Raw genomic sequence first — 14,535 nt, 5'->3', positions numbered from 1 at the left:
TTGGACTGCATTCCCCCTGAGGGTCCGACCCCAGTCCTTGGCTTAGGGTTTGACTCGCTGCCTTTCTGAGAATCACCATGTCCCCCTTCAACCTGTTCCAGCGCATCTCCCAGGCCCCCACCAAACCCAAGTCCGCGCCTGCCGCGCGGCAGTTCGATGTGGCGGACCTGTACCAGGGCCCCATCGCGCTGGGAGCGGAAGGCGAGGCGGCAGCGCGGCCTTTCGATGAAAAGCTGCGCCAGGCGTATTTCTGGATCGTCAATCACGCCATCATCAGTCCCCATTACGACATCGAATACAACGATGGCCCGTCGCAGACGTACTCCGTGGGCGACAGCCGCCGCACCCTGAATCTGCCGTCGGCGCAAAGCTATTCGAGTTTTATTTTGCTGCCGCTGCTGACGTTTGCCACGCGCCGCAAATGCCTGTTCGTCGGCGGGCCGGGACGGGGCAAGACGGCCAGCGCCTTGCTGATGGGCGTGCTGGCCGGCTCCACCGTCAAGGAAGTCAAGCGCGCCATGCAGCACGGTCACCCGCAAATGACGGTGGCCGACTTGCTGGGCAACCCGCTGCCGGCGGACCTGGTCAACGCGCAAAGCATGGACGATATCCGCATCGCCTGGCGCGCCTGGCTGGGCATGCGCGTGAAGATTGTCGATGAATACAACCGCATCCCCACGCGCACGCAAAGCGCGCTGCTGACCGTCATGGGCGACAATTACGCGGAAGTGCTGAACCATATTTACGAGTGCCCGGAAGCGGCCTGGTATCTGACGGCCAACGACGACCAGGGCGGCGGCACCTACCAGGTGATCGAAGCGCTGCGCGACCGGGTCGACGTGACGGTGCAGGCGCTGGCCTTCAACCCGCGCTTCCTGAACGAGCTGCTGCTGCGTGTGGAAGAAAACCTGCGGCCCGAAGAGCTGGTGCCGCCCGATATCATCTTCACGGAAGGGGAAGTTGACCAGATCGGCGAGGCGATCCGCCAGGTAGGCATACCGGCCGCCGTGCGGCGCCGCCTGGAATTTTTCGCCAGCCAGTTCGAGCTGTTCGAGACGGCGGGCGGCCAGTTCGAATACATGACCAAGGATACGGCCCGCCTGGCCGGCGCCGACCGGGGCGCCGCGCAGGCGGCCGACAATGGGCGCGACCGCCTGAAGGATCTCGGTTGCCAGACCTTGAATGGCATCTCCGTGCGCACCCTGATGGCGCTCATGATCTACGCCAAGGCCATGGCGTATTTTCGCGGTAACGGTGAAGTGGAGCTGGAAGACTTGCGCCAGGTGCTGCCGTTTGTGCTGCACAACAAGCTGCAGCCGGACCCAGACGCGCCATTCTTCGCGCTGCCGGAAAACGCCGCCTACCGCAGCGACAGACTGGGCTGGCTGCGCCGTTTGTTCGATTTGTCCAACGATGAATTCAACCGCCTGGACCTGGACCGCGACGACCCGGTCGGCGTGCTGTCGGCCGAATTCGACCTGGGCCTCGATGGCGTCAGCGAACGCGAAACCCTGGCGCGCCTCAACCGCATCGAAAAGCTGATCGGCGAACGCACGAAAGGGCGCAAGCTGTATGGTCCCCTGTATGACGATCTGCTGAAATTGAAATACCTGCACCAGCGCTATACGAATTACCGCAACTGGCTGCGTTCGCAATGAGTATCCAGCATTGTCAAGGCTTCCTGGAAGCGCTGGCCATACTCAATGGAGAAGCGAGCGACCTGTGCGCGAGCTACGAGTTGCGGCGCCTGCCCGATGCGCCCGATCTCGCCACGGCGCTGGGCTTGCGCGTCGAAGATTATGCCCTGAACGTCATCGACCCCGCCCGTGACTTGCCGGCGGCCTTGTGGCACATCGAGCCGGCGCCGTGCGGGCGCGCGCACCTGGAACAGGTCTGCCAGCGCTGGTTTTTCTCGTCGCGGCACATGCAGGCGGCGCCACCCGGGCGCTTTCGCGCGCAGCTGGTGGCTGCCTTCCTGGAGTCGCTCGACGACGCGCTGGGCGGGTTTTCCCTGCACGCCGTGACGATGACGCCGCCCTCCGGTTTTTGGTATGCGATTCATTGGGACGAGATCGCGTTCGAACTGGGGGATGAACGCTATCTGCTGCACTTTTCGCACAGCGACTGAGGAGTGGCGATGATCTCTCCTGTCTTTGCCTCGATACTCGCCAGCGGCCGCGCCCAGTTCAATGCGCGCGCGGCGGAAGCGCGCCGGCGCTTTCCCTCGCTCGACATGGCCGCCTTCGGCGCCTTTTTACTCGATGGTGTCGATCCGCTGGTGGTGGCCGTGGCCGCCGATGCGCCCGAGCGCGTGGGCGGCGCGACCCTGGCCGCCTACGACATGGCCCTGGAACTGGTGGGTCATGGCCTGGCCGGTCCGGCCGCGAAAAACCCTTTCGTCAATACCGTCTGGCGCGAACTCGCACCGCAGTTTTCTCCGCTGCTGGCGACGGCCCCCGTCGAGGTGCTGGGCATGCTCAGTAATGCCGCCCTCCACCTAGCCTCCGTGGCGGGCGCGCGGCCCGCGCAGTGGCAGCGCGAGCTGGCCGCCCTGGCAGCGCAGATCGCCACGCTGGCGCAGCTGCGCGCCGTGGGCCAGGTGCTGGCCTGGCGCGCCGGTGTCGCGCATTTTCGCCAGGGCGCGCTGGCCGCCGCCGACACCTTGCCGCCCGCCTTGGCGCTGGCCGCCTTTGGCGAGCCCGGTGCGCATTGGCCGCAGGTGCATGCGCAGCTGATGGCGAATCCGTGGCGCGGCAATGCGGACGGCAGGGAGTTCGGCAGCTTCAGCGGCCTCGGTGGCGACTTCGGCACGCCGCCCCAGGTGTGTGCCACAAACGATGGTTTTGTCGTGCGCAGCGGCGAACGTCATTATCTGCTGGTGGCCGATGCCTATGGCGCCGTGCTGCATGGCGCCACGGCGCAGGAGTTTGAGCAGGCGACTACCGGCTTGCCGGCGGACGTGCGCCTCGATGGCGCGACCGTGCATATCGGCGCGCGCAGCATCGTGCTCGACCTGCCGGCCGGCGACATCGCGCTTGCCGCGAATGCACACACGCTGGCCATCACGTCGCCGTGGACGCACGCGATCCGCCTGCTGCCGCTCGCATGAAAAAGACCGAGACCGCCGACACCGCGCTGATCGACAGCTGGCGCGCCGCATGGCCCGAGGCCCTGGCCGTGTGGAGCAAATTTACGCGCCTGCGCGACCCGAATCTGTGCGCCAGCCGCGTCGAGGCCGGCAAGCAGGGGCTGTCCGGCAGCTTTGCCATGATCCGTTTGCTGGACCAGAGCGTGGTGGTGGATTTGCCGCTGGTGACGGAACTGGGCCTGGACGGCTATGCGCTGGAAATCCTCGCGCATGAAATCGGCCACCACATCCTCGCGCCGGGCAGCGCCAGTGACCAGTTCCGCCTGCTGGCGCGCATGCGCCGCGCCTTGCCGACCCTGGAGCAGCACGCGCCCATGGTGGCCAACCTGTACACGGACCTGTTCATCAACGACCGTCTGCAGCGCCAGGCGAATTTGCGCATGGCCGACATCTACCGCAAGCTGCAGCAGGGGCGCACGGCGCAAGCTGATGCTAAGAGCGGTGGCGTGTGGACCCTGTACATGCGCATCTATGAAAACCTGTGGCAGCTGGAAAAGGGAGAATTGGGCGGCGGTGAGCACGCCGACGAGCGCCTGGACACGGATGCCTGGCTGGGCGCGCGCCTGATACGCGTGTATGCGAACGACTGGATGCTGGCGGCGGGGCGCTTCGCCACCTTGCTGCTGCCTTACCTGGTCGAGGATACGGATGCCTTGAGCCCGAGTCGCTACCTTCTCGACACGCGCGACGCGGCCAGGGGCTGCCAGACCTACGGCGCGCAGCAGATCGAGGATGATGAGGAGGGCGGCGCCATCCATCCCGTGCACGACAAACGCATCTCCGGCCTCGATGGCGAGGAGCCGCCGGCCGAGGCGCCTGCCAGATCGGGTGGCGGGCAACTGCGCGAACCGTTCGAACTGGGCGATATTTTGAGGGCCTCGGGCGTGGACCTGAGCGACCATGAAATCGCCATCCGCTATTACCGCGAGCGGGCCTTGCCGCATCTGGTGGCGTTCCCCAGCCGCCCCGCGCCCGAGTCGCAGGAACCGCAGATGGAAGGGCTGGAGCCATGGGAAATCGGCGACCCGCTGGAAGATATCGACTGGCTGCAGTCCGTGATGCAGTCGCCGCGCCCCGTGCCGGGCGTGACCACCGTGCGCCGCGTATATGGCCGCGAACCGGCGCGCGCCATCGACGCCGTGCCCGTCGACCTGGACATGTACGTGGACAGTTCCGGTTCCATGCCGAACCCGCAGGCACACACCTCGTTCCTGACCCTGGCCGGCGCCGTCATCGCCTTGTCCGCCCTGCGCGCTGGCGCGAAAGTGCAGGTGACCCTGTGGAGCGGCAAGAACGAGGTGATGCAGACGCCCGGCTTTGTGCGCGATGAAGACATGATCCTGGGCGTGCTGACGGAATTCTTTGGCGGCGGCACGTGCTTTCCCATCCACCGCCTGCGCCAGACCTATGCGGGCAAGCGCGAGCGGCCCGCGCACATTTTGATGATTTCCGACGATGGCATCACCACCATGTTCGATAATGATGAACTGGGCAACAGCGGCTGGGATATCTCGGCGAAAGCGCTGGCCCAGGGCGGCGCGGGCGGCACCATGGCATTGAACCTGGAGCGCGACTGGGATGGCGCGGCGGCCAACAAGTGGCTGCGGCAAACCTATGACGATTTGAAGCGCGCACGCCGCGAACAGGGCTGGGACATCCACGCCGTCGAGCGCTACGAGGACTTGCTGGACTTTGCGCGGGCGTTCAGCCGCAGGCATTATGTATAAATTACCCCAACGTCTAAACCTGGGGTCGGACCCTCAGGGGCAATACGGTCCAATGGACCGTATTGCGATTCTGAAGGAACCGACCCCGGCAGTTGCATTTTGGGGTTGGAATTTCAAAGCAAAACGATGAATACTCCTGGCCCATTGCTCGAAACCCTGACCCACCGCCTGGCCGACACCCCCGTCGAATTCCTCGCCGAGCCCCGCATCGCCGGTGTCGTCAATGCGCAGGCGGTGGCGGTGGCTGCGCTGGTCAACGATATTTTGCTGCTGCATGGCGCGCGCGCGCCGGCCGCGTCACTGCAGGGTTTTATCGGCGCGCAAGTGAAGGCCGACCGCAACCGGCTGGCGCTGGCGATGATCCTGTGCTGGCTGCTGGCCGACGACTGGTTCATCGGCCAGCAGTTGCCGCAGCATGATCTACTGCAGGTGCTGGGCGAGGCGGCGCGCGAACTTGCCGCCAGTACGCCCGCCCACCAGTTCACGCAAGACCCGGAGCGGCGCGAGGAACTGGCGCGCATCGTGCTGGCGCGCCTGGGCTTTCGGCCCCGCGATGAAAGCGTGGCGCAAGCCACGGACAGATTGTCCGCCATCAGTGGCACGGAGCGCCGCCGCCTGCTCGAAGCGAGCCGGCTGGCCGAGCAGCGCGCGCGGGAAATCCGCGAGGCGCTGGCGAAGAAGGCGGCCGAGGAATCGGCCGACAAGTGGTCGCGCGAATGACGCTCGCTGGCAAACCTGACGTCCATCTGCCGGGCGGCGCCTGGGAATCGGACCTCGATTACTGTCCCACCCTGACGCCGGCGGGCGCGCGCATGCTGGCAACACTGCGCAGCCATCCCGCGGCGCCCCAGTACCGCAACCGCAGCGGCAACAAGCTGCAGGCAGGGGAGGTTGAAGCACTGCGCGATTATGAGCAGGAAGTCATGGACGCGGTAGTCGCTTGGAGCGCCGCCGCGCCGCCATCCTGGCTGCCGGCTTTTCTCAAGGCGACTTATGCCACGGTGCCGCATTACCGCGCCTGCGGTTCGCCTCCCGCGCGCCTGGCGGACGTGGCACCCATCAGCCGCGCCGAACTGGCGCACGATATCGCCTCCTTCGTGCCCGACGATGCGGACCTGGCGCGCATGATCAATTTCCAGACCACGGGCACTACGGGCCACCCGCTGCTGATCGCTTCGCACCCGCTGGTGGCGGGGCGCTACCTGGCTTTCCACAAGCGTGCGCTGCGCCGCTTTGGCGTGACCTTGCGCCATGGCGCGGGGCAGGTGGGCGTCATGCTGCTGGGGCACCAGCGCCGCTGCTTTACCTACGTTTCCGTCACGCCCACGATGGACGAATCGGGCCTGGCGAAGATCAATCTGCACCCGGACGACTGGCGTCAACCTGAAGACCGCGCGCGCTATCTGGATGCCATGGCGCCCGAACTGATCGCGGGCGACCCCATCTCGTTTGTCGAGCTGCTGACCCTGCCCATGACGCACAAGCCGGCCGCGCTGCTGTCCGTCTCGATGATGCTGTTGCCCGGCATGCGCGCGCGCCTGGAACAGCGTTTCGGTTGTCCCGTGCTCGACATCTATTCGCTCAATGAAGTGGGTCCGGTCGCCGTCTACGACGAGCGGGCGGGCGGCCATGTGCTGCTGCAGCACCGGCTGTATGTGGAAATCCTCGATGCTGAAGGCAAGGCCGTGGCAGATGGGGAGCGCGGCGAAATCACCGTGACGGGCGGCTTTAACTTTTGCCTGCCCCTGGTGCGCTACCGCACGGGCGATTACGCCTCGCTGGCGCACGGCCCGCACGGCCCCGTGCTGGTGGGCCTGGCGGGCCGCAGCCCCTTGCGCTACAGGACGATCAAGGGCGAATGGATCAACAATATCGACATCACGCACGCCTTGAAGCCGCTGGCCATCGCCCTGTTCGGCGTGCACCAGCATGGCGATGGCGGCGTCGTGCTGCGCCTGGCGCCGGGCGCCATGCCGCAGGCTGACCAGGCGCGCACCTTGCTGGCGCCTTTTTTCGGCGCCGTCACGGTCGACACCTTGCTGGCGGAAGACAAGATCATTCAATACACCTCGGATTTGCGGGAAGCAGTGGCATGAACCTTTATAAACGCGGCCTCGTGGTGGGCAAATTCTGCCCGCTGCACCTGGGCCATGAACTATTGATACAGCGCGCCACGGACGGGTGCGAGGAGCTGCTGGTGGTCAGCTACACCAGGCCTGAATTTCCCGGCCTGGAACCGGCGCGCCGGGAAACCTGGCTGCGCGCTCGCTTCCCGCAGGCGGCGGTCGTGGTGCTCGACGATGCCCGCCTGGCCGCCCTGTGCGCGGCGCGTGGCGTGCCTGCGCATCCGCTGCCGCACAACGACGATGAGGGCGATGCGCATCGCCACTTCATGGGCTGGCTGTGCTGGACGGTGCTGGACCTGCCCGTCGATGCGGTGTTCAGCAGCGAGGATTACGGTCCCGGCTTTGCGCGTGTGCTGGAAAGGCATTACGCGATGGGAGCGGTGGCGCATGTCAGCGTGGACCAGGCGAGAACGCTGGTGCCCGTGTCCGGAACGCGGGTCAGGCAAGACCCGCAGGCCCACAGCGCCTTCCTGTCGCCCGTCGTGCGCGCCGACTTTGTCACGCGTGTCTGCGTGCTGGGGGGCGAATCGAGCGGCAAGACGACCCTGGCCGCCGCGCTGGCAGCGCATTTCGATACCGGCTGGGTGGCCGAGTATGGCCGCGAGCTGTGGGAAAGCCAGGATGGCATTTTGCACTACGACGATCTGCTGAACATCGGCAGGGAACAGTTGCGCCGCGAAGCGCAGGCGCTCTTGGCTGCGCGGCGCTGGCTGTTTTGCGACACGTCGCCCCTTACCACGTATTTTTACTGTGTCGAGATGTTCGGCAGGGCCGAGCAGGAACTGGCGCAGCTGGCCGAACATCGTTACGACCTGGTGCTGCTGTGCGCGCCCGACTTTCCCTTCATCCAGGACGGCACACGCCGCGACGGCGATTTCCGCGCGCGCCAGCATGCGTGGTACAGGGACGAGCTTGCGCGGCGGGGGATTGCGTACGTCGATGTGTCCGGCACGGTCGCAGACAGGGTCGGGCAAGTCGCGCAGTGGCTCGCGCGCTAATCCGACCTACGTCGTAAAAGCAGCGTTCACTGCTGTCAGGATCTCATCCGAAAACGCTTCATCGTCGACGGCGCGCGCCAGCGCCACGGCGCCCACCATGGCCGACAGCATGACGATGGCGTCCTGCCGTGGGTTGCGCTTTTTCTGCCACGGAAAATGTGTCGCCAGCTTGCCGATGATGGATTTCAGGTGGAAGGTAAAGGCGGGACGCACGGCCGGCTGCTTGCGCGCGTCGCCGGCCAGGGCCGCCAGCAGGCAGCCATTGCCCGGCGCATCGCGGTGGGCCGCGCTCACATAGTCGCGCACATACTGGCGCATGGTTTCCGGGCTGATGGTTGCCGCATCGAGCGCCGCGCGCGAGTGTTCCGAGCCGTGCAGGGTGCTTTCGGCCATCAGCGCTTCCTTCGAGGCGAAGTGGTTGTAGAAGGGGCCATGCGTCAGCCCCGTCGCCTGCATGATCTGCCCCACGCTGACGCCGTCAAAGCCTTGCTCACGGAATAGCCGTGCCGCTTCCCGCAGGATACGCTGGTGTTTTTCTGCCGTCTCGGTCGCTGGGTATCGCATGGTGTTCTCCGCTCATTGCACATTTCTGTTGACATCATACATGACGTACGTCATGCTTGCGACACTAAACATGATGATCGTCATGTTTAGTGTCGCATCGAAGCATGATCAGCGTCATGCTTGCAGTCCCTGCATTTCAATTTGAAAACCCTAAAGGAATCATCATGAGTACAAGCAATATCCAAGGCACGGCCCTCGTCACTGGCGCATCGTCTGGCCTGGGCGCCGTGTATGCGGACCGCCTGGCCAGCCGTGGCTTTGATCTGATCCTGGTGGCGCGCCGCGTCGAGCGCCTGGGCGTGCTGGCCAAGTCGCTGGCGGAAAAGTATGGCGTGGCCGTGCGCGCCATGGCGGCCGACCTGTCTGCACCGGCCGACCTGCAGCGCGTGGCCGATGAACTGGCCAGCAACCCGGCCATCACCATGCTGGTCAATAACGCGGGCGCGTCGACCCTGGCGCCCGTCGTCGATACGCCCAGGGCGGGCATCGCCAGCATGGACAAGGTGAATGTGACGGCGCTGGCCCAGCTGACCTATGCCGTGCTGCCGCAATTCAAGCAGCGCAACAGCGGCACCATCATCAACATCGGTTCCGTGCTGTCCTTCCACATCCTGCCAGTCAGCACGATCTACAGCGCCACCAAGGGCTATGTGATGAATTTCACGCGGGGCTTGCAGCAGGAACTGGCCGGCACGGGCATCACGGTGCAACTGGTGCTGCCCGCATCGACGGCGACGGAAATCTGGGAATTGAGCGGCGTGCCGCTGGCGCAGCTGGACCAGGCCACCATCATGCGCGCGGAAGACTGCGTCGATGCGGCGCTGGCGGGTCTGGACCAGGGCGAGCTGGTGACCTTGCCTTCCGTCGAAGACCAGGAGCTGTGGGAGCGCTTCGACGCGGCCCGCCTTGCGCTGTTCGCGGGCGCGATGCACGGCAAGCCGGCATCGCGCTACGGCCTCAGCGGCTGACAGGAGGCCTGACAGCACCACGCGCCGAAGCTACAGCGGCCGCACGGGAATGCAGATCTCGCAAGAGAATTCGCCGGTGGCCGGGTCCATTGCCGTGGCGGCGGAAAAGCGCTCGAAGCAGGGGCGCTCGTCCCACTGCAGGCCGCTGGCCGGCAGCCATTCGCGCGTCATGCGCGTCCACGTCTCGGCGATGGCGCTGGACGGCCCCTTGAACTGCGTTACCGCATAGCGCCCGCCGGGCAGGGTGGTGATGCTGGCCCGGCCGCCTGGCTGGAAGCCATCTGGCAAGGCGACGCAGGCGTCGTAGCGACATTTGTCCGGCGGCGTGATGCTGGGATCGTCATGGCCGATGCCGTAGCAGGTGGCGTCGCCCAGGCCGTGCGACTGCATCCACGGTGCGACGGTGTCGCGCCAGAAGGCACCGATGGCGGGGCCGTAGGGGCCAATATGGCGCTGGCACGCCACGCTGGCGGGCGGCAGGTCGATGATGGTAACTTGCATGGGACGCTCTCTATAAAATGGATTGGAGTGCCCATGGTGCTGGAAGTTCGGCCCGGTTTCCTGATCCGCATTGCGCATGGCCTGATCCGGATTGCTATCTTGCCGGCGCAGGCGCATGGCCGTGAGCATGGACGCGTTTTTCGCGGCGACACCGGCGCGCCAGGCCGTCGGCGTACAGCCGAATTTCAGCTTGAAGGCGCGCGCAAACGCTTCGCCGGAACCGAAGCCCGTCGCCAGGGCAATGTCCAGTATCGCTTCGTCGGGGCGGCAGGCCAGCCGCAAGGCGGCCGTTTCCAGGCGCCGGCGGCGCGCATAGTCGCCCAGCGTTTCGCCCATCCAGGCGGCGAACACGCGGTGAAAGTGGAAGCGCGAAAAATGCGCGACGTCGGCCAGCTGCGCCAGGTCCAGCGGCGTGTCGAGGTGGCGGTCGATATGATCGAGCACGGCATTCATGCGCCGCGCATATTCGGCGCGGAACTGGCCACGGAACTGGCAAGATACCGGCTGCTCAGGGGGAGTAGGAGGAGAAGACATGCCGCCGATTATGGCATGAAGTCCCCTCCGTGCGGATTGAAACAGGGCCTCATGCCGCGTTCAAGGCCGGTGCCAGCCCGTTGCGCCAGTCGTCGATTTATGCCGGCAGTCATACCTGGCCCGCTGGTCGGCTGCACAACTCCAATAGCCATGCGATCGAGCGATACGGGCGGCCCGTTTCGGACGAGAGTCCGATCTCGCAAGTGCGGTTGGTCGATACGCCGCAGGCGCAGCCGGTGGGCAGTTCGGCCTCGATCTTGCGCAGCGCATGGCGGTTCAGTTCAGGCGCCGCGAAGCCCAGGTCGCCGCCGAAACCGCAGCAGCCCACGCTGGCCGGCTGCACGATCTGTTCGGCACAGGCAATCATCACGGCCCGCAGTTTTTTGTCTGAACCACTTTTCTGAACCGAGCAATTGATATGCAAGGCAATCGGGCCAGCCTGTTTGGACAGGCTGAGCTTGGGCAGCAAGGCGTCATGCGCAAATTCATGGAAATCGAACACGCGCAGGCGGCCGGCCATCTGCTGCTGCAGGCGCAGGGCGCAGGCGCTGGCATCGGTGACGATACGATAGCGCCCGTTTTCGGAGGCTTCGGCCAGCGCCGCTTCCAGCCGCCTGGCGCTGGCATCGGCTTGTTCCGTCATGCCCTTGCTGGCCAACATCTGGCCGCAGCACAGTTGTTCGACACCGCGCGGTAGCTGTGGCGCGTAGCCGGCGCGCAGCAGCAATGTCTGTATCACCTCGGGCAGCGGCGCTTCGCCGGCCTGATCCGGTCCAAAGATGCGGCTGGCGCAACTGGGGAAATACACCACCGGTTCGCCGTGGCCGGGAGCCGGTGGCGTGACTTTGGCGGCGGCGCGCGGCATGCTGCGGCGCCAGGCGCCGCCCGACACCGTGGCCAGCGTCCGTTCGCCGACGATACTGGCGGCGCCATGCCCAAGCCGTAATCCCAGACGCGCGAGCAGGGCGACGGCACCGAAATGGTCGCCGCTCCAGCGCCCGATACGGCGCGCAGCACCGCTGTGCCGGCGGCCGCGCAAATCGCGCACCAGGGCGCCCGTATCGATGCCGACCGGGCAGGCGCTGGCGCACAGGCTGCAACCGGCGCAGGTGCCCAGTCCCATATACACGTAATCATCGGCCAGTTTTCCGGGCGCTTCGCCGGCCAGTTCACGCCGCGACATTTCGCGCCAGGCGATGATGCGCTGGCGCGGCGACAGCGTGAGCTGATGCGAGGGGCACTTCGGTTCGCAAAAGCCGCACTCTATGCATTTGTCGACCAATGCGGACGCGGTCGGCAGCGGTTTGAGATGCTCCAGATGGGCTGTGGGATTGTCGTTGAGGATGACGCCGGGATTGAGCAAGCCGGCCGGGTCGAAGCTTTGTTTGATGCGGTACATCAGGGCGGTCGCTTCGCGGCCCCATTCCAGCTCGACGAAAGGCGCCATATTGCGTCCGGTGCCATGTTCGGCCTTCAGCGAGCCCAGGTACTTGTTCACCACCAGGTCGCACACTGCCTCCATCAGGCGGCGGTAGCGCTGCACTTCCTGCGCCTGGCCGAAATCCTGCGTGAACACGAAGTGCAGATTGCCCTCGAGCGCGTGGCCGAAAATGACCGCCTCGTGGTATTCGTACCGGCGCAACAAGGCTTGCAAATCGAGCGTCGCGGCGGCCAGCGCATCGAGCGGGAAGGCGACATCTTCGATGATGACGGTGGTGCCAGTGGCGCGCATCGCCCCGACGCTGGGGAAGATGCCCTTGCGTACGTTCCAGTAGATCTCGCATTGCGCCGGGTCGCTCGAAAAGCGCGCCGGCGCTAGCGTGTCAAACGCTTGCAGCACCGCCAGTGCCGCCGCCACGCCACGTTCCAGGGCCGCTTCGTCGCCACCGCGCACTTCGATCAGCAGGGCGGCCGCGCCGGCGTCCAGTTGCCGCAGCATCGGCGGCAGGCCGGCCTTGTTCTCGACCGAGCGCAGCGCGGCGCGGTCGAGCAGCTCCACCGCCGACACGGCCAGTGGCTTGAGCGCCAGCACGGCGGCGCAGGCGCCGGCGATGTCGGCGAAAAAAACCAGCGCGCTGGCCTTGTGCCGGTGTTCCGGCACGGTGTCGTAGGTGATGCTGGAAATGAAGCCGAGCGTGCCTTCCGAGCCTATCATCAGATGGCACAGGATGTCGATCGGATCGTCAAAGTCGACCAGCGCGTTCAGGCTGTATCCGGTCGTGTTCTTGATCTTGTATTTGCGCCGGATCAGGGCCGCCAGCGCCAGGTTTGCGCGCGTTTCCCGGCCCAGCTGCGCCAGCGTCGACAGCAGTGCGCCGTGACTGGCTTGAAAGGCGGCGACACTGAGCGGGTCGGCGCTGTCGAGGAGGGCGCCATCGGCCAGCATCACGCGCATCGCGCGCAGGGTGCGGTAACTGTTTTGCGAGGTGCCGCAGCACATGCCCGAGGCATTGTTGGCGGCGATGCCGCCGATCTTGCAGGTGGCGATCGAGGCCGGATCGGGGCCGATCTTGCGGCCCAGCGGCGCCAGGCGGCGATTCACTTCGGCGCCTATCATGCCCGGCCCCAGTCGCACGCTCAGCGCGCCGTCGTCTTGCGCATAGGTGGCGAAGCCGTCACCCAGCAACACCAGGATGCCGTCGGTCACGGCTTGCCCGGACAGGCTGGTGCCGGCGGCGCGGAAGGTCAGGTGCATCTGATGCTGGCGCGCCACCTGCAGCACATGCGCCACGTCGGCCTCGTCTTCCACCACCACGACCACCTGGGGCAGCATGCGGTAGAAACTGGCGTCGCTGCCCCAGCTCAGGCGGCGCAGTTCATCGGTGATGACGCGCGCGTCCGGCAAGCGTGCGCACAGCGCCGCGATCAATGCCGGGTTCGGGGTGGTGGATGCGGTGTTCGATCGGTTCATGCTGGCGTACTCCTGTTTATTATCTTCGGCAAGACAGAAGCCACTACCATCATGGCCTTGCCATGCTCATTGTTATCGCTGACATGCCAACGCTTCAGTCACGCAAGGGCGTTCAGGACACCCGCTTGCAGCGCAGGGCCAGCAAATTGAGCCAGCGTTCCACGCCTTTCACATCGCTGCTGCACGATGCATAGTCGGTGACGGTGCGCGCCGCGCGTTCAAGCAGTTGAATGTCCGCCTCGTGCTGGCGCGCCACATGCGGGTCTTCGAGAAACAGCACGCGGCGGCATTGGCGGTTCAGGATCAGTTCGGCAATTTGCGCATCGCCGCCCAGGGGACCGCTGCGGAAAGGTCGCACCCAGTTGCGGCCGGCCACTTCGCCCTTGATCTTTTGCGCCAGCTGATTGAGCAAGCCGCCTGTGGTGCCCGTGGCGCAGCGCATCGCGAAGCTGTCCAGCAGTGCGAAATGCCGCTCCGCCAAGGCCAGCATGCAGCCTTTCATCGCGTCGTGCGCAATCAGGGCGATGCTTTCATTGGCCAGGTCAAAGGTGGAATCGAGCGTCGCATCGGCCGCTGCGCCAACGGCCACCGCTTCCAGTTCGAGCCACTCCCTGGCGCCGGCCAGGGTCGACAGAAATGGTTTGCCATGGATGACGCATTGACGTTTCAAGGCCAGCGCTTCGGGAAAATTGGACGACGGGTCAAGCGGGTCCATCAGGTAAATCACCGCGTCCAGCGCCTTGGCCGGATCGCTCTCGACGACGCGCGACACGAGCATCATCAGGCCGCCTTCGCGGCCATAAGGAAAGCGCTCGATCGATGGATAGTGCGGCAGCAAACCGTGGCTCAGGATCGCGTCGAGGGTTCTGCCAACGACGACGAGTTGCGGCTGGAGGTGGTTTTCGATCGCCGCCTGCCCACCCTGGAGCAGGCGCACCAGGGCCGAGTCGGCGGCATCTTGATGCGCCCGGTTTGCAGCCAGACCGATTCTGTAACGGGGACAATGCAAGGGCATGATGGTTCGGCTTTCAAGGCAGCGCTGCGGGTGGCCTCGCGTC

At 65.6% G+C, this 14,535-nt stretch carries 12 protein-coding genes; 8 read left to right on the top strand and 4 right to left on the bottom strand.

Annotated elements, in window-relative coordinates; translation table 11 throughout:
- Positions 1-77 precede the first annotated feature (77 nt).
- From O0882_RS14830 to O0882_RS14800, 7 genes are all read left to right on the top strand, one after another.
- The gene (locus O0882_RS14830) at positions 78-1,658 is read left to right on the top strand and encodes an AAA family ATPase (protein WP_289949116.1); all 1,581 of its coding nucleotides are present in this window, start codon (positions 78-80) and stop codon (positions 1,656-1,658) included.
- Positions 1,655-2,128 (top strand): hypothetical protein, encoded by a 474-nt coding sequence (locus tag O0882_RS14825; RefSeq protein ID WP_289949115.1) that lies wholly within the window; start codon positions 1,655-1,657, stop codon positions 2,126-2,128. Before O0882_RS14830 ends, O0882_RS14825 begins: the two co-directional genes overlap by 4 nt.
- 9 nt (positions 2,129-2,137) lie before the next feature.
- Complete coding sequence (locus O0882_RS14820; protein WP_289949113.1) at positions 2,138-3,109, top strand: hypothetical protein; 972 nt, start codon at positions 2,138-2,140, stop codon at positions 3,107-3,109.
- Positions 3,106-4,875, top strand: coding sequence for a VWA domain-containing protein (locus O0882_RS14815; protein ID WP_289949111.1), 1,770 nt, complete (start codon positions 3,106-3,108; stop codon positions 4,873-4,875). Before O0882_RS14820 ends, O0882_RS14815 begins: the two co-directional genes overlap by 4 nt.
- A 126-nt stretch (positions 4,876-5,001) precedes the next feature.
- Positions 5,002-5,595 carry a hypothetical protein gene (locus O0882_RS14810; protein ID WP_289949109.1) on the top strand — a complete coding sequence of 198 codons (594 nt, stop codon included), beginning with the start codon at positions 5,002-5,004 and terminating at the stop codon, positions 5,593-5,595.
- Positions 5,592-6,971, top strand: a complete 1,380-nt coding sequence (locus tag O0882_RS14805; RefSeq protein ID WP_289949108.1) for a capsule biosynthesis protein CapK — start codon at positions 5,592-5,594, stop codon at positions 6,969-6,971. Before O0882_RS14810 ends, O0882_RS14805 begins: the two co-directional genes overlap by 4 nt.
- The gene (locus tag O0882_RS14800; RefSeq protein WP_289949106.1) at positions 6,968-7,999 is read left to right on the top strand and encodes an AAA family ATPase; all 1,032 of its coding nucleotides are present in this window, start codon (positions 6,968-6,970) and stop codon (positions 7,997-7,999) included. Before O0882_RS14805 ends, O0882_RS14800 begins: the two co-directional genes overlap by 4 nt.
- Before the next feature lie 6 nt (positions 8,000-8,005).
- Here O0882_RS14800 and O0882_RS14795 read toward each other — a convergent pair whose 3' ends face one another.
- Entirely contained in the window at positions 8,006-8,563 is a 558-nt protein-coding gene (locus O0882_RS14795) for a TetR/AcrR family transcriptional regulator (protein WP_289949104.1), read from the bottom strand.
- Positions 8,564-8,727: 164 nt separating this feature from the next.
- On the opposite strand from O0882_RS14795, the gene O0882_RS14790 reads away from it, so the two are divergent.
- A complete protein-coding gene (locus tag O0882_RS14790) occupies positions 8,728-9,531 on the top strand; it encodes an SDR family oxidoreductase (RefSeq protein ID WP_289949103.1) in 804 nt (267 codons plus the stop codon).
- Between the two features lie 30 nt (positions 9,532-9,561).
- Here the strand turns inward: O0882_RS14790 and O0882_RS14785 are convergent, their stop codons facing one another.
- The 3 genes from O0882_RS14785 to O0882_RS14775 all read right to left on the bottom strand — a co-directional run bounded on the left by O0882_RS14785 (position 9,562) and on the right by O0882_RS14775 (position 14,492).
- A complete protein-coding gene (locus O0882_RS14785) occupies positions 9,562-10,566 on the bottom strand; it encodes a GyrI-like domain-containing protein (RefSeq protein ID WP_289949102.1) in 1,005 nt (334 codons plus the stop codon).
- A gap of 109 nt (positions 10,567-10,675) precedes the next feature.
- Positions 10,676-13,477, bottom strand: coding sequence for an FAD-binding and (Fe-S)-binding domain-containing protein (locus tag O0882_RS14780; RefSeq protein WP_289949099.1), 2,802 nt, complete (start codon positions 13,475-13,477; stop codon positions 10,676-10,678).
- 112 nt (positions 13,478-13,589) lie between these two features.
- A complete protein-coding gene (locus O0882_RS14775) occupies positions 13,590-14,492 on the bottom strand; it encodes a methylglyoxal synthase (RefSeq protein WP_289949097.1) in 903 nt (300 codons plus the stop codon).
- Positions 14,493-14,535: the final 43 nt, after the last annotated feature.

The organism is Janthinobacterium sp. SUN073 (assembly GCF_030397665.1).
Classification (GTDB): Bacteria; Pseudomonadota; Gammaproteobacteria; order Burkholderiales; family Burkholderiaceae_D; genus Janthinobacterium.
This window is presented reverse-complemented; position numbering and strand designations above follow the sequence as displayed.

Bases quoted from the DNA above. Each gene is read 5' to 3' on its own strand.
- O0882_RS14830 (WP_289949116.1), top strand. From the start codon at position 78: ATGTCCCCCTTCAACCTGTTCCAGCGCATCTCCCAGGCCCCCACCAAA.
- O0882_RS14825 (WP_289949115.1), top strand. From the start codon at position 1,655: ATGAGTATCCAGCATTGTCAAGGCTTCCTGGAAGCGCTGGCCATACTC.
- O0882_RS14820 (WP_289949113.1), top strand. From the start codon at position 2,138: ATGATCTCTCCTGTCTTTGCCTCGATACTCGCCAGCGGCCGCGCCCAG.
- O0882_RS14815 (WP_289949111.1), top strand. From the start codon at position 3,106: ATGAAAAAGACCGAGACCGCCGACACCGCGCTGATCGACAGCTGGCGC.
- O0882_RS14810 (WP_289949109.1), top strand. From the start codon at position 5,002: ATGAATACTCCTGGCCCATTGCTCGAAACCCTGACCCACCGCCTGGCC.
- O0882_RS14805 (WP_289949108.1), top strand. From the start codon at position 5,592: ATGACGCTCGCTGGCAAACCTGACGTCCATCTGCCGGGCGGCGCCTGG.
- O0882_RS14800 (WP_289949106.1), top strand. From the start codon at position 6,968: ATGAACCTTTATAAACGCGGCCTCGTGGTGGGCAAATTCTGCCCGCTG.
- O0882_RS14795 (WP_289949104.1), bottom strand. From the start codon at position 8,563: ATGCGATACCCAGCGACCGAGACGGCAGAAAAACACCAGCGTATCCTG.
- O0882_RS14790 (WP_289949103.1), top strand. From the start codon at position 8,728: ATGAGTACAAGCAATATCCAAGGCACGGCCCTCGTCACTGGCGCATCG.
- O0882_RS14785 (WP_289949102.1), bottom strand. From the start codon at position 10,566: ATGTCTTCTCCTCCTACTCCCCCTGAGCAGCCGGTATCTTGCCAGTTC.
- O0882_RS14780 (WP_289949099.1), bottom strand. From the start codon at position 13,477: ATGAACCGATCGAACACCGCATCCACCACCCCGAACCCGGCATTGATC.
- O0882_RS14775 (WP_289949097.1), bottom strand. From the start codon at position 14,492: ATGCCCTTGCATTGTCCCCGTTACAGAATCGGTCTGGCTGCAAACCGG.